Here is a 25,461-nt window from a genome sequence, read left to right as displayed (position 1 = left end):
CTGGCCGTCGTCGAAAAGATGATCGAAGGCCGGATCCGCAAGTGGCAGGAAGAAGTGGTGCTGTTGAAGCAGCCCTTCGTCATGAACCCGGATCAGACCATCGAGCAGCTGATCGCCGAAACCGCCAAGGAAACCGGTTCGCCGGTCGCCGTGAAGGGCTTCGTGCGCTTCGCCCTGGGCGAAGGCGTCGAGAAGAAGCAGGACGACTTCGCCGCCGAAGTGGCGTCGATGACCGGCCAAGGCTGATCCGCCTGATTTAGGACGCCCAAGGGCGCCGTGCGTTCGACGCGCACGGCGCCCTTGGTTTATGTAGTACCCAGCTAGATTCTCGACGGAAGCCGCAATGTCCGAAACCAAGCCCCGCTACAAGAAGATCCTCTTGAAGATGTCGGGCGAGGTCCTGATGGGCGACTCGCTCTTCGGTATCGACACCAAGACGATCGAAGCGGTGGCCGAGGACATCAAGGAAGTAGTCGATCACGGGATCGAGCTCTGCCTAGTGATCGGCGGCGGCAACATCTTCCGGGGCGTTTCGCTGGCCGGCAAGGGCATGGACCGCGCCAACGCCGACTACATGGGCATGCTGGCGACGGTGATGAACGCCCTGGCGCTGCAAGGCGCGCTCGAGAAGATCGGCGTCTATACCCGCGTCCAATCCGCCATTCCGATGGAAGCGGTCTGCGAACCCTACATCCGTCGCCGGGCGCTGCGGCACCTGGAAAAGGGTCGAGTGGTGATCTTCGCCGCCGGTCTGGGTGCGCCGTTCTTTACGACCGACACCCCCGCGGCGCTGCGCACGGCCGAAATGGGCTGCGACGCGCTGTTCAAGGGCACCAGCGTCGACGGCGTCTATACCGCCGACCCCAAGAAGGACCCGAGCGCCCAGCGCTACGAGACCCTGAGCTATCAAGAGGTCCTGGCCAAGGACCTGCGGGTCATGGACGCCTCGGCCATCGCTCTGATGCGTGACAATCAGATCCCGATCGTGGTCTTTTCCATCCGCGAACGGGGCAATTTCTTCAAAGTGCTGAAAGGGCAGGGCGTCTTCACGACGATCGCCTGACCATTCACCGAATTAGACCAATATCTTGGGAGACAATCCTATGGCTGCGGAAAAGCCGGTGCTCAGCAAGTATCGGGATCGCATGGACAAGGCGATCTCGGCCCTGAAGGACGAGTTCGCGAGCCTGCGGACCGGGCGGGCCTCCGCCGGCCTGCTGGACCAGGTGATGGTCGACGCCTACGGCTCCACCGTTCCGCTGAATACGGTCGGTTCGGTCAGCGTGCCTGAGCCGCGCTCGATCAGCGTCAACATCTGGGACCGCGGTCTGGTGGTGTCCGTCGAGAAGGCGATCCGCAACGCCGGCCTGGGCCTGAACCCGGTGGTCGATGGGCAAAGCCTGCGCGTGCCGATCCCGCCGCTGACCGAGGAGCGCCGCAAGGACCTGGCCAAGATCGCCGGCAAGTACGCCGAGCAGCAGAAGATCGCCATCCGCAACGTCCGCCGCGACGCCAACGACGACCTGAAGAAGGCCGAGAAGGACAGCTCGATCACCCAGGACGAGCAGCGCCGGATGGAGACCGAGGTTCAGAAGTTTACCGACGAGGCGATCAAGCGCGTCGACGAAGCCTTGAAAACCAAAGAACAAGAGATCATGCAGGTCTAATCGTCCCACCAGGATCGAGGACGAACGGGAACTCATGGGCACGATCGATCAACAGCCGCCTGCGCCGGACGCGCCACTGCACGTGGCGATCGTCATGGACGGCAATGGCCGTTGGGCGAAGCGCCGCGGCCTGCCGCGTCAAGTCGGCCACCCCAAGGGGGTCGACGCGATCCGGCGCGTGGTGGAAGCCGCCCCGGCGCAAGGCGTTCGCTGGCTGACGCTCTATGCCTTCTCGACCGAGAACTGGCGTCGGCCGGCGGGCGAGGTCGCCGAGGTCATGCGGCTGCTCAAGCTCTATGTGAACTCCGATCTCGACAAGCTGGCGCGCGAGGGCGTGAGGGTCAGCATCCTGGGCCGTCGCGCCGGGCTGCCGCCCGATGTCGCTGAGATCGTCGAGCGGGCGGAGCGCCAGACGGCGCATAACGACAAGTTCTTCCTGCAGGTGGCCTTCAATTACGGCGGACGGGCCGACCTGATGGACGCAGCGCGCGCCCTGGTCGCCGAGGCTGCGGCGGGCCGTCTGCGGCCTGAGGACGTCACTGAAGACCTGCTGCAGGGCAAGCTGTCGACGGCCGGCATTCCCGATCCGGACCTGGTGATCCGGACCAGCGGCGAACAGCGGCTCTCGAACTTCCTGCTGTGGGAGACAGCCTATTCGGAGTTCGTCTTCCAGGACGTGCTCTGGCCCGACTACAACGCTGACTATCTGCGGGCAGCGATCGAAGAATTCCAAAAGCGCGAGCGGCGCTACGGCGGCGCCGTGGCCGATAATGTCCTTGCCGCAGGCTAGGCGTTTCGACTGGGCCAATCTGGGCGTACGCGTCGCCTCGGCCACGGTCCTGGTGCCCGCGGTGCTGGGCGCCGTGTGGTTCTCGGACCTGCCGGGGCTGCGCTGGATGTTCCTCGTCCTGGTCGCCGTCGCCGTCGCCTTGCTGGCGATCGAGTGGGGCGCCATGACCGCCCCGACGGCGCCGGTCCGGGTGTCGACCGCGCTGACCGTTGCGATCCTGGCGGCCGCTTTCCTGGCGTATCAATCGCATATGCCCCTGGCGTGGGGCGCTGCGGCGCTTGGCGCGGTGGCCGCCGCGCTGGTGGCGCGCGGCGTCTCCGAGAGGCCGACGAACGCCGCATTCGGGGTCATCTACCTGGCCATTCCTGTCGTCTGCCTCGTGTGGCTGCGCGGCATGCCCGAGGGGCGTCAGTGGACGATCCTGCTGTTCGCGGTCGCCTGGGCGGCGGACATCGCAGCCTTCGCCGTCGGCAGCGCCCTGAAGGGCCCGAAGCTGTGGCCGAAGTTCTCGCCTAACAAGACCTGGTCCGGCTTCATCGGCGGCCTCGTGGCCGCGGCGGCGACCGGCGCCACCATGGCCGCCTTCAGCGCCATCGTGCTCAGCGTGCCCGCCGGGGCGCTCATCGGCTTGCTGGGCGGCCTGGCGACCATGGCCGGCGACCTCTGGGAGTCGATGCTCAAGCGCCGGTTCGGCGTGAAGGATTCCGGGGACCTGATTCCCGGTCACGGCGGTTTGTTAGATCGAGTGGACGGTCTGATGTTCGCCGTGGTCGTCCTGGCCGCCGCGCGACTGATCAATCATTGGGGATGGGCGCATTGACTTTGCCTCGCCGCGTCAGCGTTCTGGGTTCGACCGGCTCGGTCGGCGTTTCGACTCTGGACCTGTTGGACAAAGCCGGCGCTGAGGTTGAGGTCACGGCCCTGACGGCGGGCCGCAATGTCGAACGCCTGGCCGAACAGGCCCTGCGCTGGCGTCCCAAGCTCGCGGTGATCGAGGACGAGAGCAAGTTGGCCGAGCTGCGCCAGCGGCTCGACGGCTCGGGCATCGGGACGGCGGCGGGCCACAGCGCCGTCGTCGAAGCCGCAAGCGCGGACGCCCAGTGGGTGATGTCCTCGATCGTCGGCTTCGCCGGCCTTGCGCCGACCTTGGCGGCCGCGCAGGCGGGGGCCGTGATCGGCCTGGCCAACAAGGAAAGCCTGGTCTGCGCCGGCCCCTCGTTGCTGCGGGCCGCGAAACTGGCGGGCGGCGTCGTCATTCCGGTCGATTCCGAGCACTCGGCGATCTTCCAGGTTCTCGATCCGATGAACGCCCAGCGCGTCGATCGGCTGATCCTGACCTCGTCCGGCGGACCATTCAGAACCTGGTCGGCCGAGCAGATGGCCCACGCCACGCCGGAGCAGGCCGTCGCGCACCCCAACTTCAGCATGGGCGCGAAGATCTCGGTCGACTCCGCGACGATGATGAACAAGGGCCTGGAGATCATCGAGGCCGCCTACCTGTTCGGCATGACGAACGAGCGGGTCGAGGTGCTGATCCATCATCAGCAGATCATCCATAGCCTTGTGGAGTACAGCGACGGCTCGACGCTCGCGCAGTTGGGGCCGCCCGACATGCGTACGCCGATCGCCTGCGCGTTCGCCTGGCCCGACCGGCTGCCGTGGCCGGCGCCGCGCCTGGACCTGGCGGCGATCGGGCAATTGACCTTCGAAGAACCGGACCTGCGCCGTTTTCCCGCCTTGAAGATCGCCAAAGAAGCTTTGGCGGCCGGTGGGGCCGCGCCCGCGGTGATGAACGCCGCCAACGAGGTCGCCGTGGCCGCCTTCCTTGACCGCAAGATTGGCTTTCTCGATATTGCCGCCACGGTGGCTGAGACCCTCGAACGCGTTGATTCTCAGGGCCTGGTCGCGGGGGCGACGGACGGCGACACGCTCGAGAACGCTCGGCGAACCGACACGCAGGCGCGTCGCGTCGCCGGCGAGGTCGTCAGCGGCCTAGGGCGCTAGGCGCGCGGAGGAGTAACAGCAGATGCTCGATTTCATCCTCACCGCTCTGACCTTCGTCATTCCCTTCGTGCTGGTGCTGGGGCTTGTGGTCACCATCCACGAACTAGGGCACTTCCTGGCCGCCAAGATGTTCGGCGTGGCCATCGACCGCTTCTCCATCGGCTTCGGCAAGGCGATCGCCTCGTGGACCGACAAGTCCGGCGTCGAATGGCGCGTGGGCTGGATCCCGTTGGGCGGCTATGTCCGGTTCACCGGCGACGAAAACGCCTCCAGCGTGCCGGACGCCGAAGATCTCGGCACCATGCGTCGCGCGATCGAGCGGCGCGAAGGACATGAGGCCGTCGCCCGTTACTTCCATTTCAAGCCGCTTTGGCAGCGCGCGATCGTCGTGGCCGCGGGCCCGGTGGCAAATTTCGTGCTGGCCGTGGCATTGTTCGCCTCGCTGCTGCTGGCCTTTGGTCAGTACGTGCTGCCGGCAAAGATCGCCTCGGTGCAGCCGGGCAGCCCGGCCGAGCAGGCCGGATTCCGCTCTGGCGACCTGATCGTTCAGGCGGATGGTCGCCGCATCCGCGGCTTCGACGAGGTCGCCGAGATCGTCCAGGTCCGCGCGAACGTTCCGACGGCCTTCGTGGTCGAGCGAGCCGGCAGCCAGGTCGCGATCGAAGCCACGCCCCGCTGGGTCGAGCGGAGCGACTCGGTGGCCGGCACCCGCCGGCAGGGGATGCTGGGCCTCACTCCGGCCCAGACGCGCGATGATTTCGTGCACGTCCGGTACAATCCGGTCGAGGCGGTCGCCGGCGGCGTGCAGCGCACGTGGCGCACGCTGGAGACGACGGTCTACTATCTGGGCCGCATGGTGACGGGCCAGGTTTCGCCCGATCAGCTCAGCGGGCCTCTCGGAATCGCCCGAATCTCCGGCAAGGTTGCGCAGGCCGGAGCCGAGGGGGCGCCTGATGTTGGGGGAATGATCCTCGGCAGCAGCGTCAATCTGCTCCAGCTGGCCGCGTTCGTTTCGGTGAGCATCGGTTTCATGAATCTGCTGCCGATCCCTGTGCTGGATGGGGGACACCTGCTGTTCTACGCCTATGAGGCGGTGGCGCGGCGTCCGGTGGCGGCGCGGGTCCAGGCGGCGGGCTACCGGGTGGGGCTTGCGCTGCTGTTGGGATTGATGTTGTTCGCCACCTGGAACGATCTGCAGCAACTGCGTGTGTTCAAAATCCTCGGCGGCGTTTTCTCCTGAAACCCGCGCTTTTCCATTGACGGCTGATACGATGCAAAGACCCCGCGCTAGCCGCGCCGCGCTCGCCTCCGGCCTTGCCTTGCTGATGGGCTCGACGGCGATCGTCATCCCCAGCGCCGTACTTGCGCAGGAACAGGCGACGCCGCCTCAGCCGCAGCCTGCGCCGCAGGACCCAGGCCAGCAGTCCGGCGTCGTCCAGCGCATCATCGTGCGCGGCAACGAGCGGATCGAGCAGTCGACGGTGCTCTCCTATCTGCCGATCCAGCCCGGCGAGGTCCTGGACCCCGCCAAGGCCGACCTGGCGCTGAAGACCCTGTTCCGCACCGACCTGTTCGCCGACGTGAAGATCGAGCTGCAGGGCTCGGACATGATCGTGACGGTCGTCGAGAACCCGATCATCAACAAGGTGGTCTTCGAAGGGAACTCGGGCCTCAAGGAAGACAAGCTGCGCGACGAAGTCACCGTGCGCCCGCGCGGCATCTTCACCAAGGCCAAGGTGCAGCAAGACGTTCAGCGGATCGTCGAGCTCTATCGCCGCTCCGGCCGGATCTCGGCCACCGTGACGCCGAAGATCGTCGAGCTGCCGCAAAAGCGCGTCGACCTGATCTTCGAAATCAACGAAGGCCCCAAGAGCGGGGTGCTGCGGGTCAACTTCCTGGGTAACAGCGAGTTCTCGGACAACGACCTGCGCGATGTCGTCGTGACCGAGCAGTCGACCTGGTACAAGTTCTTCTCGAACAACGCCAACTACGACCCGGACCGCCTGGAGTACGACAAGGAGCAGTTGCGCAAGCACTACCGCAACCGCGGCTTCTATGACTTCCGCGTGGTCTCGGCGATCGCCGAACTGGCGCCCGACAAGAACGGCTTTGTCATCACCTACACCCTCGACGAGGGCAAGGAGTACAAGTTCGGCAAGGTCACGGTCGAAACCGAACTGCAGAAGCTCGACAAGAACGTGCTTCAGCAGCTGGTGCCGATCCGCTCGGGCGAGATCTACCAGGACGAAAAAATCGAGGCGGCGACCGACTCGCTGACCTTCGCGGCCGGCGCCGCCGGCTTCGCCGCGGTGGACGTGCGTCCGCGCTACACGCCGAACCGCGAGACCGGCCTGGTCGACGTGGTCTTCCAGGTCCGCGAAGGGCCGCGCGTGTACGTCGAGCGTATCGACGTCACCGGGAACACCCGCACCCTCGACTACGTGATCCGTCGCGAACTCAACCTCGTCGAGGGCGACGCCTACAATCGCGCCCTGGTCGATCGCTCGCGCAACAACATCCGCGCGCTCGGCTTCTTCAAGGACGTGACCATCGACGAGGCGCCCGGTTCGGCGCCCGATCGCACCCGTCTGCAGGTGAAGGTCGAAGAACAGCCCACGGGCGAACTCTCGTTCAGCGCCGGCTATTCGTCGGTCGACCAGCTGATCCTCGACCTCGGCGTCACCGAGCGGAACTTCCGCGGTCGCGGCCAGAGCCTGCGCGCCCGGGTGTCGGTCGGTTCGCTGCGCCAGCAGATCGACTTCGGCTTCACCGAGCCGCGGTTCCTCGGCCGTGACCTGGGCGCTGGCGTCGATCTCTACTCGTACCGCTACGACCTGACTGAGTACTCGGCCTATAAGACCGTGACCGTGGGCGGCAACGTCCGCATGGCGTTCCCGCTGACGCTGAACTCGCGGATGTCGACGCGCTACACGCTGCGCCAGGAAGACGTCCAGATCGATGACGCCTATTGCGACCCGACCGCGCCGCTGGTCTCGCTGTCGCTCTGCGCCCAGCGCGGCAAGTATCTGACCTCGCTGATCGGCTACACCTACCTCTATGACCGTCGGAACGACCCGATCAATCCGACGCGCGGCTTCCGCTTCGACGTCAGCCAGGACCTGGCCGGCATCGGCGGCGACGTGAACTATATCAGCACCGAAGTGACCGGCGGCTGGTACTACGGCTTCAACAAGGACTTCATCCTCAGCGTCACCGGCCAAGGCGGCTACATCGCCGGCTGGAGCGGGGACACCGTCCGGGTCAACAGCCGCTTCTATAAGGGCGGCAACAGCTTCCGCGGCTTCGAGACCGCCGGCATTGGTCCGCGCGACACCAACTTCGGGCGCTCGGACGCCCTCGGCGGCCGCGCCTATGCGATCGGTTCGGCCGAGCTGACCATTCCGACCGGCCTGCCTGAGCAGTATGGCATCAAGGCCGCGCTGTTCACCGACGTCGGCACGCTCGGCCTGCTCGACGACAAGGACAAGCTGCGGGCCGACGGCACGGTCGATCCGCTGATCTATGACGATCTGTCGCTGCGTGCGACGGCCGGTCTGTCGGTCTTCTGGCGCTCGCCGATGGGCCCGATCCGATTCGACTTCAGCCAAGTTTTGGCCAAAGAAGACTACGACAAGACCGAAACGTTCCGGTTCTCCACCTCAACCAGGTTCTAGATTCACCACATGACGATCAAAGCCCTTGTCGCGGCGACCTGTGTCGCCGCCATCACCGCTTCCGCTTCCAGCGCGGCCTTCGCGCAAGCGGCCGCGCCTGCCGCTCCGGCGGCGCCTGCGGTGACTCACGGCCCGGCGCTGCCCGGCGTCTGCACCGTCTCGGTGGAAGGTGCGATCGCGACCTCGACCGTCGGCAAGTACGTGCAGACCCGCCTGCAGCAGATCGCGACCCAGGTCGAAGCCGAGCTGAAGGCCGAGCAGACCGCGATCCAGAACGAAGCCAAGACGCTGGAAACCCAGCGCGCGACCCTCGACCAGAATACGTTCGAGACCCGCGCCTCGGCGCTGCAAGTCAAGGCCAACGCCTATCAGCGCAAGGAACAGCAGCGTGGCCGCGAGCTGCAGGCGACGCAGCAGAAGGCCCTGGGCCGCGTGTACCAGGAGCTGACGCCGATCGTCAGCCAAGTGTACCAGCAGCGTCAGTGCAGCCTGCTGATCAACCGCGAAAGCGTCGTGCTGTCGAACCCGGCGATGGATATCAGCCAGCCGGTCGTGACCGCGCTGAACGCGAAGATCACCCAGTTCACCTTCGATCGTGAACGTCTCGACCAAGCTGCTGCTCCGGCCGCGACCAAGTAGGGCGCGACTCGCGATAAAGGCGGGTCGAGCTGAGGATTCCCATGCCCGACCCCCGATTCTTTGAAGACCTTGGCCCTGTCACGCTCGCCGAACTGGCGAGCCTGACAGGCGCCGAACTTTCCGATGCGGACCAAGGCCAACGCCAGGTCCGCGGCGTGGCCGTCCTGGCCAGCGCCCAGGCGGACACCGTCACCTTTCTGACCGACAAGAAGTACGCAGCCGATCTGGCTGCGGTGAAGGCCGCCGCCGTGTTCGTCACTGCGCGCGACAAGGACCTTGCGCCAGCCGGGTGTGTGGCGCTGGTCACGCCGACGCCGCAGGCCGCCTATGCCGCGGCCGCGACCAGGCTGCACCGTGCGCGCCGCTACGCGGGGCCTGAGCCGGTCGCCGCCGACGCGGTGCTGGAGGAGGACGTGCACCTGGCGCCCGGCGTGGTGATCGGGCCCGGAGCCCGGATCGGCGCGCGGACGGAGATTGGGGCCAACACCGTCATCGGGCCTGGGGTGGCCATCGGCCGCGACTGCGTGATCGGCGCGAACGTCACGCTCGGCTTTGCGCTGCTTGGCGATCGGGTGCGCGTCCTGGCGGGCGCGCGGATCGGCGAGCCTGGTTTTGGCGCGGCTGGAGGCGCCACGGGCGTCGTGGATATTCCGCAGCTGGGGCGGGTCATCCTGCAGGACGGGGTGACGGTCGGCGCCAACAGCTGCATCGACCGTGGCGCGTTTGACGACACGGTGATCGGCGAGAACACCAAGATCGACAACCTGGTGCAGATCGCCCACAACGTGCGTGTGGGACGGAATTGCGTCATGGCTGCGCACACCGGCATCTCGGGCAGCGTCGTGATCGGCGACGGAGCGGCCTTCGGCGGCCGCGCAGGCGTGGCCGACCACGTGAACATCGGCGACGGCGCCCAGGTGGCCGCTGCGGCCGGCGTGTTCCGCGACATCCCGGCCGGTGAGACCTGGGGCGGCGTGCCCGGACAACCTATTCGACGCTGGATGCGGGAGGTGGCCTGGCTGTCGCGCTCCGCCAACCGCAAAGGGACCGACAAATGAGCAACGACGTGGCGACAGCCGAGGTCTCGATCGACATCGCGGAGATCATGGAGCGGATCCCGCACCGTTATCCCTTCCTGCTGGTCGATCGCGCCGAAGAGTATCGGCCCAACGAGTCGATCGTCGGCATCAAGTGCGTGACCATCAACGAGCCGTTCTTCCAGGGGCACTTCCCGGACTATGCGGTGATGCCCGGCGTGCTGATCGTAGAGGCCATGGCCCAGACCGGCGCGGTGCTGATGTCGAAGACGCTGAATGTCGATCGCGCCGGCAAGACCATCCTGTTCACGTCGGTCGACAACTGCCGCTTCCGGCAGCCGGTGCGGCCGGGCGACGTCCTGCGCATGCACGTGAAGGTGCTGCGCGCCCGTGGGGGGCTCTTCAAGTTCGAAGGCAAGGCCATGGTCGGCGACAAGACCGCTGCCGAAGCGGAGTTCGCCGCCATGCTGGTGGAGACCCCATGAGCATCGACGTCCATCCCAGCTCCGTCATCCATCCCAAGGCCCAGTTGGCCGACGGGGTCGTGATCGGGCCGTTCTGCACCGTCGGCCCCGATGTGAAGCTCGGGGCGCGGACGAAACTCTTCTCGCACGTTGTTGTCGACGGGGTGACCACGCTGGGCGAGGACAATGCGGTCTATCCGTTCGCCATGCTCGGCGGGCCGCCGCAGCACACCGCCTACAAGGGCGAGCCGACGCAGCTGATCATCGGCGATCGCAACGTCGTTCGCGAGCATGCGACGATGAACACCGGAACCGTCGGCGGCGGCGGGGTGACGAAGGTCGGCTCGGACGGCCTCTACATGATCGAGAGCCACGTCGGGCACGATTGCATCGTCGGCGACCAGGTGATCCTGACCAAGCAGGCGACCCTCGGCGGCCACTGCGACATCGCCGACTTTGTGATCGTCGGCGGCCTGGCCGCTGTGCACCAGCGCACTCGCGTCGGCCGCCACGCCATGGTCGGCGGCCTGGCGGCGGTCGTGAAGGACGTCATTCCCTACGGCTCGGTGTGGGGCAACCACGCTCACCTCGAGGGTCTGAACCTGCTGGGCTTGAAGCGCCGCGGGTTCAGCCGCGAGACGATCAACACCATGCGTGCGGCCTATCGGATGCTGTTCGCTGACGAAGGCACGTTCCAGGAACGGCTCGACGACACGGTCGAGACCTATTCGGAGTCGCCCGAGGTCATGGAGATCGTCGACTTCATCCGCGCCGACGCCAGCCGGCCGCTCTGCCTGCCGGAGCGGGAGGTCTAGGGCGTGCAGAAGCTAGGGCTGATTGCGGGCGGCGGAAATCTGCCGGTCGAGATCGCGCAGCACTGTGAACGGGCCGGCCGCCCGTTCTTCATCGTCCGGCTCAAGGGCTTCGCCGGCGAGGAAATCGCCCGCTTTCCCGGCGCTGACATCGGCATCGCCGAACTGGGCAAATGCTTCAAGGCGCTGAAGCGCGCGGGCTGCGAGGCTGTCACCCTGGTCGGCACGGTCGACCGGCCGGACTTCAAGTCGCTGACCCCCGACCTGCGTGGTCTGATGGCGCTGCCCGGGGTGATCGCCGCCGCGCGCCAGGGCGACGACGCCCTGCTGCGGCAACTCCTCGGAGAATTCGAGAAGGAAGGCTTCGTCGTCGAGGGGGCGCACGAGGTCATGGGCGACCTGACCCTGGCGGCGGGCCCGCTGGGCGCGGTCGTGCCGACTGACGAGCAGATGGCCGACGTCCACCACGCCCTGCGCGTGGCGCGGGCGATCGGACAGCTGGACGTCGGGCAGGGCGCGGTCGTGTGCGACGGGCTGGTGCTGGCCGTGGAGGCGCAGGAAGGCACCGACGCCATGCTTCGCCGGGTCGCCGAGCTGCCGCGCAACGTCCGCGGCAGCGCCGACGCGCCGCGTGGCGTGCTGGCCAAGGCGCCCAAGCCGATTCAGGAGACCCGCATCGACCTGCCGACTATCGGCCTCAACACCATCCAGCGCGCGGCCCAGGCCGGACTGGCCGGCGTGGCGGGCGAGGTCGGTCGCCTGCTGGTGCTGGATCGCGAGGCGGTGATCGCCCTAGCTGATGAGCTCGGTATCTTCGTGGTGGGCGTCGAACCGTCGGGCGCGCCGTGAGCAAGCCGCTCTGCGTCATGCTGGTCGCGGCTGAGGCCTCGGGCGACGACCGCGGCGCGGGTCTGGCGCGAGCGCTGCGTGCGCGGCTGGGCGATGGCGTCCGCTTCGTCGGCGTCGGCGGCGAGCGCATGGCGGCGGAGGGCGTGCAGAGCCCGTTCGACATCGCCGAGTTGTCCATTCTAGGGCTGCTGGAGGGGCTGCTGGCCTATCGCAAGGTGGTGGCCCGGGTCGAGGACACGGTCGCCCTGGCCAAGCGCGAGAAGCCGGACGTCGTCGTCCTGATCGACTCCTGGGGTTTCACGCTGCGGGTGGCGCAGCAACTGCGCAAGCTCGACCCCAAGCTGCCCCTCATCAAGTACGTCGCGCCCCAGGTCTGGGCGACGCGGCCCGGCCGCGCCAAGACCCTGGCCGCGACCGTCGACCATCTGTTGTCGATCCACGTGTTCGACGCGCCCTATTTCGAGGCCGAGGGCCTGCCGGTCACCTTCGTCGGCAACTCGGCGCTGACGCTCGACTTTTCGCAGGCCGACGGCGGGCGGTTGCGCGCCCAGCTCGGCATCGCGCCGCAGGCGCCGCTGCTGCTGGTGCTCCCCGGCAGTCGACCGGGTGAGATCAGCCGGGTGTTGCCGCCGTTCGCTGACGCCGTGGCGATCCTCAAGGCTGCGCGCCCAGATCTGCAGGTAATCATCCCCGCCGCGCCGACGGTGGCGCAGACGGTCAAGGCGCAGGCGTCGAGCTGGGCTCATGTGGTCGAGGGGGAAGGGGCCAAGCTCGACGCCATGAAGGCCGCCACCGTGGCGCTAGCCTGCTCTGGCACGGTGACCACCGAACTCGCGCTGGCCGGGGTGCCGATCGTCGTCGGCTACCGTCTGGGCGCGATGACCCATGCGATCCTCAAGCGGTTGATCCGCACGCCCTACATCACGCTGTTCAATATTGCGGCCAAGGACTTCGTCGCCCCCGAGCTGGTCCAGGACGACTGCAACGGGCCAGCCCTGGCCCGTGAGGTGGCTCTACGCCTCGATGATCCGGCGCTGCGCGAGCGGCAGGCGCAGGCCCAGACCGCGGCCCTGCAGAAGATGGGCCGCGGGGGCGCCGATCCGTCAGACGTGGCGGCTGAAGCCGTTCTGATGGTGCTCGGGGCGCGATCTTAGGGGCGTTGCATCCAGCACGTATTGCTGGATTTCCGGGGCGGCCGCGCAGACGTGCAGCTCCGACCACGTGGGATTGACCGGCGCGATCCCCAGCTTGCGCAGGGCCGGCATGAAGCGATCCTCCAGGTAGTCCTTGAGATCGTCCTCGTTGTCCCAGATGTCGACCGTGTGCGCGCCGGCCTCATCGAAGGAGGCGATGTGCAGCAGGCAGCCGACGGGCGGGTTGTGATCCCAGTCGATCTCCGCGCGAACCAGCTCGTACAGGTCACGGGTGATGTGCGGTTCGTTCAGCTTCGCCATGAACGCCATGGGCGTGCTCCTCATGCGGGTTGCCGAGGCAAACCCTACGAGCATGAACACAGGTCGCAACCCAGGGCTATACCTAGGCGCCAACGAAAAAGCCCCGCCCGGTGGTCCGGGCGGGGCTGATGTTCTCAAGCTTCGATCGAGCTTAGCGCTTTTCGACCGCGATGTAGTCGCGTTGCGCGGCGCCGGTGTAGATCTGGCGCGGACGGCCGATCTTCTGCGACGGATCCTCGATCATTTCCTTCCACTGGCTGATCCAGCCCACGGTGCGGGCCAGGGCGAACAGCACGGTGAACATCTCCGGCGGGAAGCCGAGGGCGCGCAGGGTGATGCCCGAGTAGAAATCGACGTTCGGGTAGAGCTTGCGTTCGATGAAGTACGGATCGCTCAGGGCGACCTTTTCCAGCTCCATCGCGACCTTCAGCAGCGGGTCGTCCCCGTGGCCGACTTCCGCCAGCACTTCGTGGCAGGTCTTCTGCATCACGGTCGCGCGCGGATCGTAGTTCTTGTAGACGCGGTGACCGAAGCCCATCAGGCGATAGCGGCGGTCCTTAACGCCTTGAACGTACTCAGGAATGCGATCGACGGTGCCGATCTCCTTGAGCATGTTCAGCGCTTCTTCGTTCGCGCCGCCATGGCTCGGGCCCCAGAGGCAGGCGATGCCGGCCGCGATGCAGGCGAACGGATTGGCGCCCGACGAACCGGCCAGGCGGACGGTCGAGGTCGAGGCGTTCTGTTCGTGGTCCGCATGCAGGATGAAGATGCGGTCCATGGCGCGGGTCAGCACCGGGTTCGGCTTCCAGTCCTCGGCCGGGACCGAGAAGCACATGCGCAGGAAGTTTTCCGAGTAGGACAGATCGTTGCGCGGATGCACGAACGGCTGGCCCTTGAAGTACTTGAACGCGCGGGCGGCGATCGTCGGCATCTTGGCGATCAGCCGATGCGACGAGATCATCCGCTGTTCCGGATCATCGATGTTGGTGCTGTCGTGGTAGAAGGCCGACAGCGCGCCGACCGCGCCGACCATGATGGCCATCGGGTGCGCGTCGCGGCGGAAGCCGTTGAAGAACCTATCGAACTGCTCGTGCAGCATGGTGTGATAGGTGATGTTGTGTTCGAAGGTCTCGAACTCCTTGGCGTTCGGCAGGTCGCCGTTCAGCAGGAGGTAGCAGACTTCGAGGAAGCTGGACTTCTCGGCCAGCTGGTCGATCGGGTAGCCGCGATGCAGCAGTACGCCCTTGTCACCATCGATGAAGGTGATCTTGCTTTCGCAGCTCGCCGTCGAGGTGAAGCCCGGGTCGTAAGTGAAGACGTCGGCCTCGGCGTAGAGTTTCCGAATGTCCACGACGGCGGGGCCGTCGGTGCCCTTGAGGATCGGCAGCTCGACCGACTTGCCGTCGAAACTCACCTTAGCCGTATCGCCCATGCCATTCCTTCCGTCTTGCAGGAGTTAAACGCCCGTTTCAGGGCGCCTTATAGCGCTTTATGCGGACTGTGAAAGCGCGTCGTCGAGGCGCCCCAAACTTTCCGGTTTCCCAAGGCTCACAAGGGCTCCGGCCAGATCAGGGGCGGGCGACCCGCCAGAGAGGACGCCACGTAAGGCCGGGCCGAACTTGCCCATGCCCACGCCTTCGGATTCGGCGAAGCTGCGAAGCGCCGCTTCGAGCGCCGCAACCTGCCAGTCGGATTGGCTGTCGAGGTGCTCGCGCAGGCGTCCGAGCCGTGCGCGGGTCTCGTCGGTCAGCAGCCCCTTGGCCTTCTCCGGCAGCTCGAGCGGACGACGCTTGAGCGCAAAGACGGTGGCGTCGGCCAGCTCCAGCATGGTCTTGGCGCCGTCGCGGACCAGCGGGACGGTGCGCTCGATGATCGCCTCGTCGCCCTCGTGCAGCGGGAAGTCGCGGCTCTTGTGGATGCCGACGACCAGCTTGGCCAGCCGGGCCGGCTCGGCCTGACGGATGTAGTGGTTGTTCAGGTGGTTCAGCTTGTCCCAGTCCAGGCGGGCGGGCGCGCCGACCACGTCCTTGACGTCGAACCAGCTGATCGCCTGTTCGTCGGAGAAGATCTCGTCGTCGCCGTGGCCCCAGCCGAGCTTGGCCAGGTAGTTGCGCATGGCTTCGGGCAGATAGCCCATGTCGTCGAATTCACTGACCGCCTGCGCCCCATGGCGCTTGGACAGCTTGGTTCCATCCGGGCCGTGGATCAGCGGCAAGTGCGCCCAGACCGGAACCTCCCAACCCATCGCCTGGTAAATCAGCGTCTGGCGGGCGGCGTTGTTCAGGTGGTCGTCCCCGCGGATCACGTGCGTGATTCCCATGTCGTGGTCATCAACCACGACGGCGAGGTTGTAGGTCGGCGTGCCGTCGGAGCGCAGCAGGATCAGGTCGTCCAGGGTCTTGTTCTGGAAGGTGACCTGGCCCTTCACCTGATCGGCGATGACGGTCTCGCCTTCGAGCGGGCTCTTCAGGCGGACGACATAGGGCTGAGCCTCGTCATAGTTGCCGGCGTCGGTGCGGTCGCGCCACGGCGAGCGGATGACGCGGCCCTCGGCGCGCGCGGCTTCGCGCTCGATCTCGAGTTCCTCGGGCGTCATGTAGCAACGGTAGGCGCCGCCACGGGCCAGCATCTCGGCCACGACTTCGCGGTGGAGATCGGCGCGGGCGAACTGGAAGACGGGCTCGGCGTCGGGCTTCAGGCCGAGCCAGTCGAGGCCGTCGAAAATGACCTTCACGGCCGCGTCGGTCGAGCGCTCGCGGTCAGTGTCCTCGATGCGGAGCAGGAACTTGCCGCCGGTGTGCTTTGCATAAAGCCAGTTGAAAAGCGCCGTCCGGGCCGTGCCAATGTGCATGGAGCCGGTTGGGGAGGGGGCGATCCGGGTGACGACGGGACGGTCGGACATCGAGATTGGAACTATGTCTGCAGCAGGCGCGCCTGACGTGCGCGCGGCGCCTCTTAACACGCCCTTTCCGCCACGTCCTAGCCTTCGCCGCATCGCAGCATGGTTTGTCGATCAAGCCTCCGTGCAACCGGTCAGTCTGTGGACACCGCTCGCCTTCGGGGCCGGCGCCGCGATCTATCTCGCCTTGCCGGGCGAGCCGTTAGCCCTGGTGGCCTATGCGTTCCTGGCGGCAGCCGCCCTCATGCTGGCGGCGGTGTCGCGAATGAGCCTCGGTCGGGCGGCGGTCGTGCTTCTGGTCCTGGCGGCGTTCGCGCTGGGCGGATTCGCCGCGGCTAAGCTTCGCACCCAGGCGGTGCGCGCGCCGATAGCGCCGGCCGGTGGCGGCGTGCGTCTGATCGAGGGATTCGTCGTGGACGTGGCGAGCCCGGGGCAGGGCGGACCGCGGCTGCTTATCGCCCCGATCCGGATCAGCGGCCTGGCGCCGAACGCCACGCCTATTCGAATCCGCATCACCCTGCGCGAGGACGACGTCTTGCCCGCGCCCGGCGCTGCGATCTCGCTGAAGGGGATGGTCAATGCGCCGCCGCCGCCGGCCAGCCCTGGATCCTATGATTTCGCCCGCGACGCGTTCTTCGACGGCGTCGGCGGAGTCGGGTTCGCGCTGACCTCGGCAGAGCCGATCCGCGCCGAGCCGCCGCCATGGCGGTTGAGCCTGGAAATGAAGGTCAACGCTGTGCGTTGGGCGCTGGCCAAGCAGATCGTCGAGGAGATGGGCGTCGAGAGCGGGGGCCTCGCTGCGGCGATGATCAGCGGCCATGAAGCCTTCGTGCCAAGGGAGCAGGTCGAGGACCTGCGGGCGTCGGGCCTGGCGCACATCATCTCGATCTCTGGCCTGCACATGGCGATCGTCGGCGGCTTCACCTTCGCGGCGGTGCGCCTGGGGATCGCCGCTTGGCCCTGGGCGGCTTTGCGCGTCTCCTCGAAGAAGGTGGCGGCCGCAGCCGGCCTGTTCGCGGTCACGCTGTATCTGGTGATCTCCGGCGCGCCAGCGCCGGCGGAACGGGCGGCGATCACCGCCGGGGCGGCTTTCCTGGCGATCCTGGTCGATCGACGGGCGATCAGCCTGCACACCCTGGCGATCGCGGCGCTGGTGATCATGGCGCTGCAGCCGGAAGCGGTGGCGGCGCCTGGCTTCCAGATGTCGTTTGCGGCGACGGCTGCGCTCGTCGCCCTCGCCGAGGCCTGGCCGCGCCCGCCGGCGGAGATCAACACCCCCTGGCCGATCCGGCTGGCGCAGGCGCTCGGCGTCTGGACGGCCGCCAGCATCGGGGCGAGCTTCGTGGCAGGCTTGGCCACGGGGCCGTTCGCGATGCAGCACTTTAACCGGGTCTCGACCTTCGGCCTCGTCGCCAACTTGCTGACCGCGCCGATCACCTCGTTCCTGATGATGCCTGCCCTGGCGATCGGGGCGGTGTTGGCGCCGCTGGGGCTCGGCGGGCTCCCGCTGGCGGCGGCGGGCCTGGCCATCGACACCATGAACATGATCGCTGCATGGGTGGCGGGGATGCCGGGAAGCCAGCGCATCTTCGCCAGCGCGCCGGCGTGGACGCTGCCGGCGGCATTTATCGGAGTGCTCTGGCTCTGTCTCTGGAAGGGGCCGTTGCGGTGGCTCGGCCTACCGCTGGCGCTGGCCGTATGGCTATGTCCGCGGCCGGCGGCTCCAGATGTCTGGATATCGGCCGATGGATCAGCCGTGGCCGTTCGGCGTGGAGACGAGGCGGTGCTGATGCGCCCGGACGCCAAGCTGTTCGCGGCCGAGCTCTGGGCGCGGCGGCGCGGCTTGACGGTGGCCGACGCGGGCGCGCGCGACGGCGGCTACGATTGCGATCGCTGGTCCTGCGCTCCATTGCAGGCGAGCAGCGACCCCCGTGTCGCGGCGATCTTCACGCGGCGGGTCTCGACGATCGAGAAGAAGCAGCCGCTGTACTGCCAGTGGGCCGAGATCGTCGTGATCCGTGGTCAGGCGGCGCCCTGTCCGAAGGCGATCACCTTAACCGAGGCCGACTTCCAGCGTGGAGGCTCGGCCGAGCTCTATCGCACCGTAGATGGCTGGCGGATCGTCTGGGCGCAGGACCTGCGCGGCCAGCGGCCTTGGAGCCGCTGAGCCGGCCTCAGTGGTAGCGGCGGATCAGCCCGACGAGACGGCCCTGCACCTGCACCTGATCGGGGCCAAAGATGCGGGTTTCGTAGGCCGGGTTCGAGGCTTCCAGGGCGATCGACGCGCCCTTCTTGCGCAGGCGCTTCAGGGTGGCTTCCTCGCCCATCACCAAGGCCACGACGATGTCGCCGGAGTTGGCGGTGTCGGTCTTGCGGATCACCACGTAGTCGCCGTCGAGGATGCCGGCGTTGATCATCGAGTCGCCGGCGATCTCGAGCACGAAGTGTTCGCCAGCCCCGAGGATGGTCTCCGGCACCGGGATCCGGTCACGCTCCTGCTGGATCGCCTCGATCGGCGTGCCGGCGGCGATGCGACCGAGGATCGGCAATTCGCGCGTGTCGTTGGCGATCGGCATCACCGGCGTGTCGCCGGCGCCCTCGACCAGTTGCGGCCTGAATGGCGCGCGGCCCTTGGGCGGCGCGGTCGTGGTCGCCTGCTGCGGCAGCTTCACCACCTCCAGCGCCCGCGCCCGGTGGGGCAGGCGGCGCAGGAAGCCGCGTTCCTCGAGCGCGGTGATCAGCCGGTGAATGCCCGACTTCGAGGCCAGGTCGAGCGCTTCCTTCATCTCGTCGAACGACGGCGAGACCCCGGTTTCCTTGATCCGCTCATGGATGAACATGAGAAGTTCGTGCTGCTTACGGGTGAGCATGGCTGTCGTGCCCTTGAGAACAAAGCGCTAACGTCACGAATGTTCTCTAGGTGTTCTGGGTTAATGTCAAGTTACCGCGGAGCCTTTGAAAAGCCAGGCTTTTTGGGTCGCTTGAGGGGACTGAGGCCGACTCAGTCCAGCAGGGCGCGGGTCGCAGCGGTGACGTCCGCCTGGCGCATCAGGCTCTCGCCGACCAGCATGGCGCGGGCGCCGCAGCGTTCCAGCCGGCTGACGTCCAGCGGCGTGAAGATACCGCTCTCGGTGACCAGCAGGGCGTTGTCCGGCGTGGCGTCCGCCAGACGTTCGGTGATCGCCAGGTCGGTCTCGAAAGTGCGCAGGTTGCGGTTGTTGACGCCGACCAGCGTGGCGCCGAGCTTGCCGGCGCGCACCATCTCGTCCTCGTCGTGAACCTCGACCAGCGCGTCCATGCCGAGGCGGGCGGCTTCCGACATGAGGTCGGCGGCCAGCGCATCGTCGACCATGGCCATGATCACCAGGATGGCGTCGGCGCCCAAGGCGCGGGCCTCGACGACCTGCCAGGGATCGACCAGGAACTCCTTGCGCAGGGCGGGGAGGGCGACGGCGTCGCGGGCGGCGGTCAGGAACGCATCGGCGCCCTGGAAGCTGGGACCGTCGGTGAGGACCGACAGGCAGGCTGCGCCGCCGGCTTCGTAAGCCTTGGCCAGGAGGGGCGGATCGAAGTCCTCGCGGATCAGGCCCTTGGACGGCGAGGCCTTCTTGATCTCGGCGATCAGGGCCAGCTTGCCCGGGGCATGGGCGCGCTCGAGCGCGGCTCGAAAGCCGCGCGGCGCGGAGGCGGCTTGGGCGGCGGTTTCGAGGTCAGCCAGGGTGCGCTGGGCTTTCCGCTCGGCGACTTCCTCGCGCTTGTAGGCCGCGATCTTGTCGAGGATGTCGCTCATGCCGCGGTCACCTCAACCAGCTTGTCCAGGGCGACCTTGGCGTGGCCGTCGTCGATGATCTGTCCGGCCAGTTCCACCCCTTCGCGTAGGGTCTCGACCTTTTCGCCGACCAGGAAGGCGGCGGCGGCGTTCAGCAGCACGATGTTGCGGTAGGCCCCTTGGGCCCCGTCCAGCAGCTCGCGCAGGGCGACGGCGTTCTGGGCCGGCGCGCCGCCGGTCAGGTCGGCGAGCGACGAGCGCGGCAGTCCGACGGCCTCGGGCGTGATCGTAAAGAGGCGGACCTGGCCGTCACGGTACTCGGCGACGCTGGTCTCCCCCGTGGTGGTCATCTCGTCGAGGCCGCCGCCATGCACGACCCAGGCGCGTTCGGCGCCGAGGGCGCCCAGCACGCGGGCCAGCGGCTCGACCCAGCGGTCGGCGAACACTCCCATCACCTGGCGCTGGGCGTGGGCCGGATTGGTCAGCGGGCCCAACAGGTTGAAGATGGTGCGGAAGCCAAGGTCGGTGCGGATGGGGGCCACGTGGCGCATCGCGCTGTGGTGGGCCGGGGCGAAGAAGAACGCGACATTGGCCTCGTCGAGCGCGCGCAGCTGCTGCTCGGCGGTGGCGGCCAGGTTGACGCCCAGTTCGGTCAGCACGTCGGCGGCGCCCGAACGCGAGGAGACCGCGCGGTTGCCATGCTTGGCGATCTTCAGGCCGCCGCCGGCGCAGACGAACGCCACCGCGGTGGAGACGTTCAGCGTGTGCAGGCCGTCGCCGCCGGTGCCGCAGACGTCCATCACCTGGAACGGATGGTCCAGGGTGACGGCGGCCTTGCGCATGGCGCGGGCGCAGGCGGTGATCTCGCCGGTCGTCTCGCCGCGCATGCGCATGGCGGTGACGGCCGCGGCGACCTGGGCCGGGGTCGGCTCGCCACGCAGGCAGGCGGCGAAGAACTCGCCGGCGTCGTCTTCGGTCAGGGTCCCGCCATCCGCGAGGCGGCCCAGAAGCGGCTTGAAGGCGTCGGACATGTCTTAGGCGTCGACCAGGGGCTCAACGCCCGCGAGCTTGAGGAAGTTGGTCAGCATGGCGTGGCCGCCTGCGGTGGCGATGGACTCAGGGTGGAACTGCACCCCATGCACGGGCTTGCTCTTGTGCTGGAAGCCCATGACCTCGCCGTCGGCGGTCCAGGCGGTCACCTCCAGGACGGCCGGCATGGTCGACGGCTCGACCGACAGGCTGTGATAGCGCGTCGCGGTCACCGGATTGGGCAGGCCGGCGAAGATGCCTTTGCCCGTGTGTTCGATCGGGCTGGTCTTGCCGTGCATGATCGCCTTGGCGCGCACCACCTGGCCGCCATAGGCTTGGCCGATCGCCTGGTGGCCGAGACAGACGCCGAGGATCGGCAGGTCGTCCGGCGCGGCGGCCAGCAGATCCAGGCAGATGCCCGCCTCGTTGGGGGTGCAGGGACCGGGCGAGAGCAGGACGCCTTGCGGCTTCAAGCCCAGCGCCTCTTCGACGCTGAGCGCGTCGTTGCGATAGACGAGCGTCTCAGCCCCCAGCTCGTTCAGATAGTGAACGAGGTTGTAGGTGAAGCTGTCGTAGTTATCGATCACCAAGATCATAAGGGTTCTCTAGGCTCGGCCCGCCCCAACGCCAAGCCCCGATTGCCTGGGCCGCTTGTTGGCGGGATGCTATGTCCATGACGCCTGCCGATTCCGCCCTCGACCCGGACCAGATGGCCTATGCGCGCAGCTTGCTGCGGGCCCCGGTCCAGCGCGAGCGGGCCTGGCCGGCCCTGGGCGCGGCGGCGTTCGCGGCCGTGGCGGCGCTGGCGCTCGCCGCGGCCATGATCACCGCCCCGCCCGTAACGACCACCCACGTGGTCGAACGCGAACCCTAGACGAAACGCCAGGACTCCTCGGCCGCGCGGCGCAGGGCCCGGGCCTTGTGCAGGGTCTCATCGTACTCCGCGTCCGGGTCGCTGTCGGCGACCACGCCGCCGCCGGCCTGCACGTACATCTGGCCGTCCTTGAAGCAGGCCGTGCGCAGGACGATGCAGGTGTCCACCGAACCGTCGGCGCCGAAGTAGCCGACCGCGCCGGCATATGCGATGCCGCGCTTTTCCAGCTCCAGCTCGTCGATGATCTCCATCGCCCGCACCTTCGGCGCGCCCGACAGGGTGCCGGCGGGCAGGGCGGCCATCAGCACGTCGATGGGATCGAGCCCCTCGGGCGCGTCGCCCTCGACGTTGGAGACCAGGTGCATCACGTGGCTGTAGCGCTCGACGAAGTACGAGTCGGTCACCCGCACCCGCGGCCCGCGTGAGACCGGCTGCGGCTCGTTGGAGCCCTGGTTCTTCAGCATCGCCACCCGACCGACGTCGTTGCGGCCAAGGTCGAGCAGCATCAGGTGCTCGGCGCGTTCCTTCGGGTCGGCGATCAGCTCGGCCTCGAGCGCGCGGTCCTCCTCGGGCGTGGCGCCGCGCGGCCGGGTGCCGGCGATCGGCCGGATGGTGATCTTGCCGTCGCGCAGCCGCACCAGGATTTCCGGGCTGGAGCCGGCCAGCTGGAAGTCGCCGAAGTTCAGATAGAACAGGAACGGCGAGGGGTTCATGCGCCGCAGCGAGCGGTAGAGCGCGAACGGATCGTGCGCGAAGGGCGCGCGGAACCGGTGGCTCGGCACCACCTGGAAGATGTCGCCGGCCAGGATGTAGTCCTTCGCTCGGGCGACGATGCGGTGATAGTCCTCGCGGCTCACCGGCGTCGTGAAGCGGTCGGGCTCGGGCTGGGCCGCGCCGGTCAGCGCCGGGGCCGGATTGCGCAGGTCGGCGGCGACTTCGGCCAGCCGGGCCTTGGCGTCTTCGTAGGCGGCCTTGGCGGTGATTTCCGAGGGCCGGACCGTCGTGACCAGGATGATCTCCTGGGCGATGGCGTCGAAGATCGCCACCATCGAGGGGCGGATCATCAGGCCGTCGGGGAGGTCCAGCGGATCAGGATTGATATTCGGCAGCCGCTCGACCAGCCGGATCATGTCGTAGCCGATCGCCCCGAACACGCCGGCCGACATCGGCGGCAGCCCCTCGGGCAGGTCCAGCCGCGAGCGGGCCACCAGATCGCGCAGCGAGTTCAGCGCGCCGCCCGCCTGGGCCTGGAAGCGTCCGGCGGCGATGTCCGGGCCCACCGCGATCTCGGCCTGGTCGCCGCGGCACCTCCAGACGAGGTCGGGCTTCATGGCGATGACCGAGTAGCGGCCGCGGTGCGCGCCGCCCTCGACGGATTCGAACAGGAAGGCGTAGGGCCGGCTGTGCGCGATCTTCAGATAGGCCGAAACCGGCGTCTCCAGATCATCGATCAGCCTCGTCCAAACGACCTGCGGCGCGCCTTGAGAGTATTTCGCCTCAAAGTCCGCAAACGCAGGATCGATCGTCACTTCGCCTTCTCCGTCTTGGCCGCCGGCTCGGCGGCCTTTCCTTTTTCGATCGGCGCCAGGCCCAGGGCCGCGCGCGCCTTGTCCGGATAGACCTTGGCCTTCACCTCGGTGCGGGCCGCCTTGCGGGCTTCGGCGCCCAGGTCGCGGAACAGCGCCATGGTCAGTTGCGGACGCACCTCCTCGGTGATGCGGGCCAGGGTCGGGCCGCTCGGCGCGCGAACCGCGGTCAGCTTGCCGACGATCAGGCCGAACTGCGTGCCTTCCGCGGTGAAGACGTCGCCCTGCTTGCCGGCGAACGCCTTGCCCAGCGCATCGCGCGACAGGGCGGTGTTCTGCGCCGCGTTCTGACGGTCGAGGTTGGTCACATTCACCACCTTGGCCCCGGCCGAGGCGGCCACCGCATCCAGGCTCTCGCCCTTGCGGACGCGGGCGGCCAGTTCGTCGGCGCGGGTCTGCATCTTCTTGACCAGCTCGCGCATCATCCAGAAGCGGGTGAGCTGCGGCTTGACCTCGGCCAACGGCGGCAGCGCCTTGGGAATGATCCGCTCGACGCGCACGGCGAAGTACTGGCCATCGCCGGCGTCCTGGACCTCGCTCTCGCCGCCGGCCGGCAGGCTGTAGGCGAGTTCAAGCATCTTCGGGGTCAGGCCGGCGACCGGCTGGCCTTGCTGGCCTTGGCCCTGCTGGGTCACCGGGCCGATGGTGAAGGTTGGCACGCCGGCCTTCTTGGCGGCCTCGACGAGGTTGGCGCCGTCGGCGCGCGCGTCCTCATAAGCCTGGCTGAGGGCGTAGACCTTTTCGGCGGCCATATCCTTGCGGACCTCGGCCTCGATTTGCGGACGGACCTGGTCGATCGTGACGACCTGGCCGGGAGTGACCTTGACCACCTTGACCACGGCCATGCCCAGGTCGCCCTGGATGGCCGAGACCTGGCCGTCCTTCAGCGCGAAGGCGGCGGCGCCGACGCGCTTGTCGGCGATCGCCGATTGCGGCTTGTCGGCATAGTTGATGGCTTCGACGCCGGTGGACTTGGCGATGGCGGCCGGGTCTTCGCCCTTGGCCAGGCGCGCGACGATCGCCTGGGCGGCGGCCGCGTCCTTGGCGGGGATCTGGATCAGGGTGCGGGTCTCAGGGCGCGACAGCGTGTCCTTGCGGAAATCGAAGCGCTTCTGGACCTCGGCCGGATCGACCTTCACCTCGCCGACCTGGGCCGGCGTGAAGGCCACCACGGTCAGGACCCGGAACTCCGGCAGGGTCATGCGATCGGCGTTTTCCTTCATGAAGGCCTGCAGTTGGGCGTCGGTCGGCTGGGCCGGCTGCGCCACGCTGCGCGGGTCGATCATGAAGTACCCGACGTCGCGGGCCTCCAGCTCGTAGATGGCGGTCAGCGCGCCGTAGGCCCGCGGCACGCGCAGGCCGTTCACCATCGCCGCGGCGGTGTGGGATTCAGCGATCTGGTCGCGCAGCATGGTCTCGAAGCGCGCCGGCGTCAGGCCGTTCTCGCCGAGGCGCTGCTGGTAGAGCGCCTTGTCGAAGGCGCCGGACACCTGGTCGAAGAACGCCGGAATTTTGCGGAGTTCCGATTCCATCAGCCGGTCGGACGGATGGATCCCGATCTTGCGCAGCATCTCGCCGAACGACTCGCGGGTGGCGATCTCTTCCATCAGCCGCCGGTCGAGGCCGGCCTCGACCGCTTCCTCGATGGTGATCGGGCGCTTGGTCTGTTCTTCAGCGCCTTTGCGGAAATTGTCGAACTCGCGCCGGAAGTCGGGCCCGGAGACGTGCCGCGACCCCGCTTTGACGACATCGTTGGTGTAGTTGCCCTGGAAGGCATCGTTGACGCCGAAGATCGCGAAGCTCACGACCAGCAGGCCGATCAGCACGGCGGCGACCCAGGATTTGGCGAATTGTCGGGTGGCGGACAGCATTTGACCCTACCGGAGCCCCTTCGGCGCGATTGTGGAACGGCGG

At 67.6% G+C, this 25,461-nt stretch carries 24 protein-coding genes and 1 pseudogene; 16 read left to right on the top strand and 9 right to left on the bottom strand.

Annotation, left to right across the window (positions count from 1 at the left end; genetic code table 11):
* The 14 genes and pseudogenes from C0481_RS08665 to lpxB all read left to right on the top strand — a co-directional run.
* Positions 1–246, top strand: a pseudogene (locus C0481_RS08665) (elongation factor Ts); the annotation flags it as partial.
* 97 nt (positions 247–343) lie between these two features.
* Positions 344–1,063 carry a UMP kinase gene (pyrH, locus tag C0481_RS08660; RefSeq protein ID WP_293402685.1) on the top strand — a complete coding sequence of 240 codons (720 nt, stop codon included), beginning with the start codon at positions 344–346 and terminating at the stop codon, positions 1,061–1,063.
* 40 nt (positions 1,064–1,103) lie between these two features.
* Positions 1,104–1,667 carry a ribosome recycling factor gene (frr, locus tag C0481_RS08655; protein WP_293402682.1) on the top strand — a complete coding sequence of 188 codons (564 nt, stop codon included), beginning with the start codon at positions 1,104–1,106 and terminating at the stop codon, positions 1,665–1,667.
* A gap of 34 nt (positions 1,668–1,701) precedes the next feature.
* Entirely contained in the window at positions 1,702–2,457 is a 756-nt protein-coding gene (locus C0481_RS08650; protein ID WP_293402680.1) for an isoprenyl transferase, read from the top strand.
* Entirely contained in the window at positions 2,438–3,277 is an 840-nt protein-coding gene (locus C0481_RS08645; protein ID WP_293402678.1) for a phosphatidate cytidylyltransferase, read from the top strand. Before C0481_RS08650 ends, C0481_RS08645 begins: the two co-directional genes overlap by 20 nt.
* Positions 3,265–4,461 carry a 1-deoxy-D-xylulose-5-phosphate reductoisomerase gene (dxr, locus tag C0481_RS08640; protein ID WP_293402675.1) on the top strand — a complete coding sequence of 399 codons (1,197 nt, stop codon included), beginning with the start codon at positions 3,265–3,267 and terminating at the stop codon, positions 4,459–4,461. Before C0481_RS08645 ends, dxr begins: the two co-directional genes overlap by 13 nt.
* A 22-nt stretch (positions 4,462–4,483) precedes the next feature.
* On the top strand, positions 4,484–5,701 hold the full coding sequence (gene rseP / locus C0481_RS08635) for an RIP metalloprotease RseP (protein WP_293402673.1): 1,218 nt from the start codon (positions 4,484–4,486) through the stop codon (positions 5,699–5,701).
* A gap of 31 nt (positions 5,702–5,732) precedes the next feature.
* Positions 5,733–8,135 (top strand): outer membrane protein assembly factor BamA, encoded by a 2,403-nt coding sequence (gene bamA / locus C0481_RS08630; protein ID WP_293402671.1) that lies wholly within the window; start codon positions 5,733–5,735, stop codon positions 8,133–8,135.
* A 9-nt stretch (positions 8,136–8,144) separates the two neighbouring features.
* Complete coding sequence (locus tag C0481_RS08625) at positions 8,145–8,774, top strand: OmpH family outer membrane protein (RefSeq protein ID WP_293402669.1); 630 nt, start codon at positions 8,145–8,147, stop codon at positions 8,772–8,774.
* A gap of 41 nt (positions 8,775–8,815) precedes the next feature.
* The gene (gene lpxD / locus C0481_RS08620) at positions 8,816–9,832 is read left to right on the top strand and encodes a UDP-3-O-(3-hydroxymyristoyl)glucosamine N-acyltransferase (protein ID WP_293402667.1); all 1,017 of its coding nucleotides are present in this window, start codon (positions 8,816–8,818) and stop codon (positions 9,830–9,832) included.
* Positions 9,829–10,296, top strand: a complete 468-nt coding sequence (gene fabZ / locus C0481_RS08615; protein ID WP_293402665.1) for a 3-hydroxyacyl-ACP dehydratase FabZ — start codon at positions 9,829–9,831, stop codon at positions 10,294–10,296. Before lpxD ends, fabZ begins: the two co-directional genes overlap by 4 nt.
* Before the next feature lie 2 nt (positions 10,297–10,298).
* The gene (lpxA, locus tag C0481_RS08610; protein ID WP_293402693.1) at positions 10,299–11,090 is read left to right on the top strand and encodes an acyl-ACP--UDP-N-acetylglucosamine O-acyltransferase; all 792 of its coding nucleotides are present in this window, start codon (positions 10,299–10,301) and stop codon (positions 11,088–11,090) included.
* A gap of 3 nt (positions 11,091–11,093) precedes the next feature.
* Positions 11,094–11,936 carry a UDP-2,3-diacylglucosamine diphosphatase LpxI gene (gene lpxI, locus C0481_RS08605; RefSeq protein WP_293402663.1) on the top strand — a complete coding sequence of 281 codons (843 nt, stop codon included), beginning with the start codon at positions 11,094–11,096 and terminating at the stop codon, positions 11,934–11,936.
* Complete coding sequence (gene lpxB / locus C0481_RS08600; protein WP_293402661.1) at positions 11,933–13,090, top strand: lipid-A-disaccharide synthase; 1,158 nt, start codon at positions 11,933–11,935, stop codon at positions 13,088–13,090. The genes lpxI and lpxB overlap by 4 nt, the downstream gene beginning before the upstream one ends.
* Here lpxB and C0481_RS08595 read toward each other — a convergent pair.
* The 3 genes from C0481_RS08595 to gltX all read right to left on the bottom strand — a co-directional run bounded on the left by C0481_RS08595 (position 13,040) and on the right by gltX (position 16,292).
* The gene (locus C0481_RS08595; RefSeq protein ID WP_293402659.1) at positions 13,040–13,399 is read right to left on the bottom strand and encodes a hypothetical protein; all 360 of its coding nucleotides are present in this window, start codon (positions 13,397–13,399) and stop codon (positions 13,040–13,042) included. The genes lpxB and C0481_RS08595 overlap by 51 nt on opposite strands.
* 142 nt (positions 13,400–13,541) lie before the next feature.
* The gene (gene gltA / locus C0481_RS08590) at positions 13,542–14,822 is read right to left on the bottom strand and encodes a citrate synthase (RefSeq protein ID WP_293402657.1); all 1,281 of its coding nucleotides are present in this window, start codon (positions 14,820–14,822) and stop codon (positions 13,542–13,544) included.
* A gap of 57 nt (positions 14,823–14,879) precedes the next feature.
* On the bottom strand, positions 14,880–16,292 hold the full coding sequence (gltX, locus tag C0481_RS08585) for a glutamate--tRNA ligase (protein WP_293402655.1): 1,413 nt from the start codon (positions 16,290–16,292) through the stop codon (positions 14,880–14,882).
* Between the two features lie 121 nt (positions 16,293–16,413).
* Between gltX and C0481_RS08580 the strand changes: the two genes are divergently transcribed.
* The gene (locus tag C0481_RS08580) at positions 16,414–18,456 is read left to right on the top strand and encodes a ComEC/Rec2 family competence protein (protein WP_293402653.1); all 2,043 of its coding nucleotides are present in this window, start codon (positions 16,414–16,416) and stop codon (positions 18,454–18,456) included.
* 7 nt (positions 18,457–18,463) lie between these two features.
* Here C0481_RS08580 and lexA read toward each other — a convergent pair whose 3' ends face one another.
* The 4 genes from lexA to C0481_RS08560 form a co-directional block, all read right to left on the bottom strand.
* Positions 18,464–19,159 (bottom strand): transcriptional repressor LexA, encoded by a 696-nt coding sequence (lexA, locus tag C0481_RS08575; protein ID WP_293402651.1) that lies wholly within the window; start codon positions 19,157–19,159, stop codon positions 18,464–18,466.
* Between the two features lie 131 nt (positions 19,160–19,290).
* Positions 19,291–20,079 (bottom strand): indole-3-glycerol phosphate synthase TrpC, encoded by a 789-nt coding sequence (gene trpC, locus C0481_RS08570; RefSeq protein WP_293402649.1) that lies wholly within the window; start codon positions 20,077–20,079, stop codon positions 19,291–19,293.
* Positions 20,076–21,089, bottom strand: coding sequence for an anthranilate phosphoribosyltransferase (trpD, locus tag C0481_RS08565; RefSeq protein ID WP_293402647.1), 1,014 nt, complete (start codon positions 21,087–21,089; stop codon positions 20,076–20,078). The genes trpC and trpD overlap by 4 nt, the downstream gene beginning before the upstream one ends.
* 3 nt (positions 21,090–21,092) lie before the next feature.
* The gene (locus tag C0481_RS08560; protein ID WP_293402645.1) at positions 21,093–21,683 is read right to left on the bottom strand and encodes an aminodeoxychorismate/anthranilate synthase component II; all 591 of its coding nucleotides are present in this window, start codon (positions 21,681–21,683) and stop codon (positions 21,093–21,095) included.
* A 71-nt stretch (positions 21,684–21,754) separates the two neighbouring features.
* Here C0481_RS08560 and C0481_RS08555 point away from each other — a divergent pair, with 71 nt between their 5' ends.
* On the top strand, positions 21,755–21,961 hold the full coding sequence (locus C0481_RS08555; protein ID WP_293402643.1) for a hypothetical protein: 207 nt from the start codon (positions 21,755–21,757) through the stop codon (positions 21,959–21,961).
* Here C0481_RS08555 and trpE read toward each other — a convergent pair.
* Together trpE and C0481_RS08545 are read right to left on the bottom strand one after the other, a co-directional pair.
* On the bottom strand, positions 21,958–23,490 hold the full coding sequence (gene trpE, locus C0481_RS08550; RefSeq protein WP_293402641.1) for an anthranilate synthase component I: 1,533 nt from the start codon (positions 23,488–23,490) through the stop codon (positions 21,958–21,960). The genes C0481_RS08555 and trpE overlap by 4 nt on opposite strands.
* Entirely contained in the window at positions 23,487–25,418 is a 1,932-nt protein-coding gene (locus tag C0481_RS08545; RefSeq protein ID WP_293402639.1) for a SurA N-terminal domain-containing protein, read from the bottom strand. The genes trpE and C0481_RS08545 overlap by 4 nt, the downstream gene beginning before the upstream one ends.
* Positions 25,419–25,461 lie beyond the last annotated feature (43 nt).

Source organism: Phenylobacterium sp., from assembly GCF_013822795.1.
GTDB lineage: Bacteria > Pseudomonadota > Alphaproteobacteria > Caulobacterales > Caulobacteraceae > Phenylobacterium.
Note: the sequence above shows the minus strand (reverse complement) of the source record. Positions and strands in the feature narration are given on the sequence as shown.

Bases quoted from the DNA above. Each gene is read 5' to 3' on its own strand.
- pyrH (WP_293402685.1), top strand. From the start codon at position 344: ATGTCCGAAACCAAGCCCCGCTACAAGAAGATCCTCTTGAAGATGTCG.
- frr (WP_293402682.1), top strand. From the start codon at position 1,104: ATGGCTGCGGAAAAGCCGGTGCTCAGCAAGTATCGGGATCGCATGGAC.
- C0481_RS08650 (WP_293402680.1), top strand. From the start codon at position 1,702: ATGGGCACGATCGATCAACAGCCGCCTGCGCCGGACGCGCCACTGCAC.
- C0481_RS08645 (WP_293402678.1), top strand. From the start codon at position 2,438: ATGTCCTTGCCGCAGGCTAGGCGTTTCGACTGGGCCAATCTGGGCGTA.
- dxr (WP_293402675.1), top strand. From the start codon at position 3,265: ATGGGCGCATTGACTTTGCCTCGCCGCGTCAGCGTTCTGGGTTCGACC.
- rseP (WP_293402673.1), top strand. From the start codon at position 4,484: ATGCTCGATTTCATCCTCACCGCTCTGACCTTCGTCATTCCCTTCGTG.
- bamA (WP_293402671.1), top strand. From the start codon at position 5,733: ATGCAAAGACCCCGCGCTAGCCGCGCCGCGCTCGCCTCCGGCCTTGCC.
- C0481_RS08625 (WP_293402669.1), top strand. From the start codon at position 8,145: ATGACGATCAAAGCCCTTGTCGCGGCGACCTGTGTCGCCGCCATCACC.
- lpxD (WP_293402667.1), top strand. From the start codon at position 8,816: ATGCCCGACCCCCGATTCTTTGAAGACCTTGGCCCTGTCACGCTCGCC.
- fabZ (WP_293402665.1), top strand. From the start codon at position 9,829: ATGAGCAACGACGTGGCGACAGCCGAGGTCTCGATCGACATCGCGGAG.
- C0481_RS08595 (WP_293402659.1), bottom strand. From the start codon at position 13,399: ATGGCGTTCATGGCGAAGCTGAACGAACCGCACATCACCCGTGACCTG.
- gltA (WP_293402657.1), bottom strand. From the start codon at position 14,822: ATGGGCGATACGGCTAAGGTGAGTTTCGACGGCAAGTCGGTCGAGCTG.
- gltX (WP_293402655.1), bottom strand. From the start codon at position 16,292: ATGTCCGACCGTCCCGTCGTCACCCGGATCGCCCCCTCCCCAACCGGC.
- lexA (WP_293402651.1), bottom strand. From the start codon at position 19,159: ATGCTCACCCGTAAGCAGCACGAACTTCTCATGTTCATCCATGAGCGG.
- trpC (WP_293402649.1), bottom strand. From the start codon at position 20,079: ATGAGCGACATCCTCGACAAGATCGCGGCCTACAAGCGCGAGGAAGTC.
- trpD (WP_293402647.1), bottom strand. From the start codon at position 21,089: ATGTCCGACGCCTTCAAGCCGCTTCTGGGCCGCCTCGCGGATGGCGGG.
- C0481_RS08560 (WP_293402645.1), bottom strand. From the start codon at position 21,683: ATGATCTTGGTGATCGATAACTACGACAGCTTCACCTACAACCTCGTT.
- C0481_RS08555 (WP_293402643.1), top strand. From the start codon at position 21,755: ATGTCCATGACGCCTGCCGATTCCGCCCTCGACCCGGACCAGATGGCC.
- C0481_RS08545 (WP_293402639.1), bottom strand. From the start codon at position 25,418: ATGCTGTCCGCCACCCGACAATTCGCCAAATCCTGGGTCGCCGCCGTG.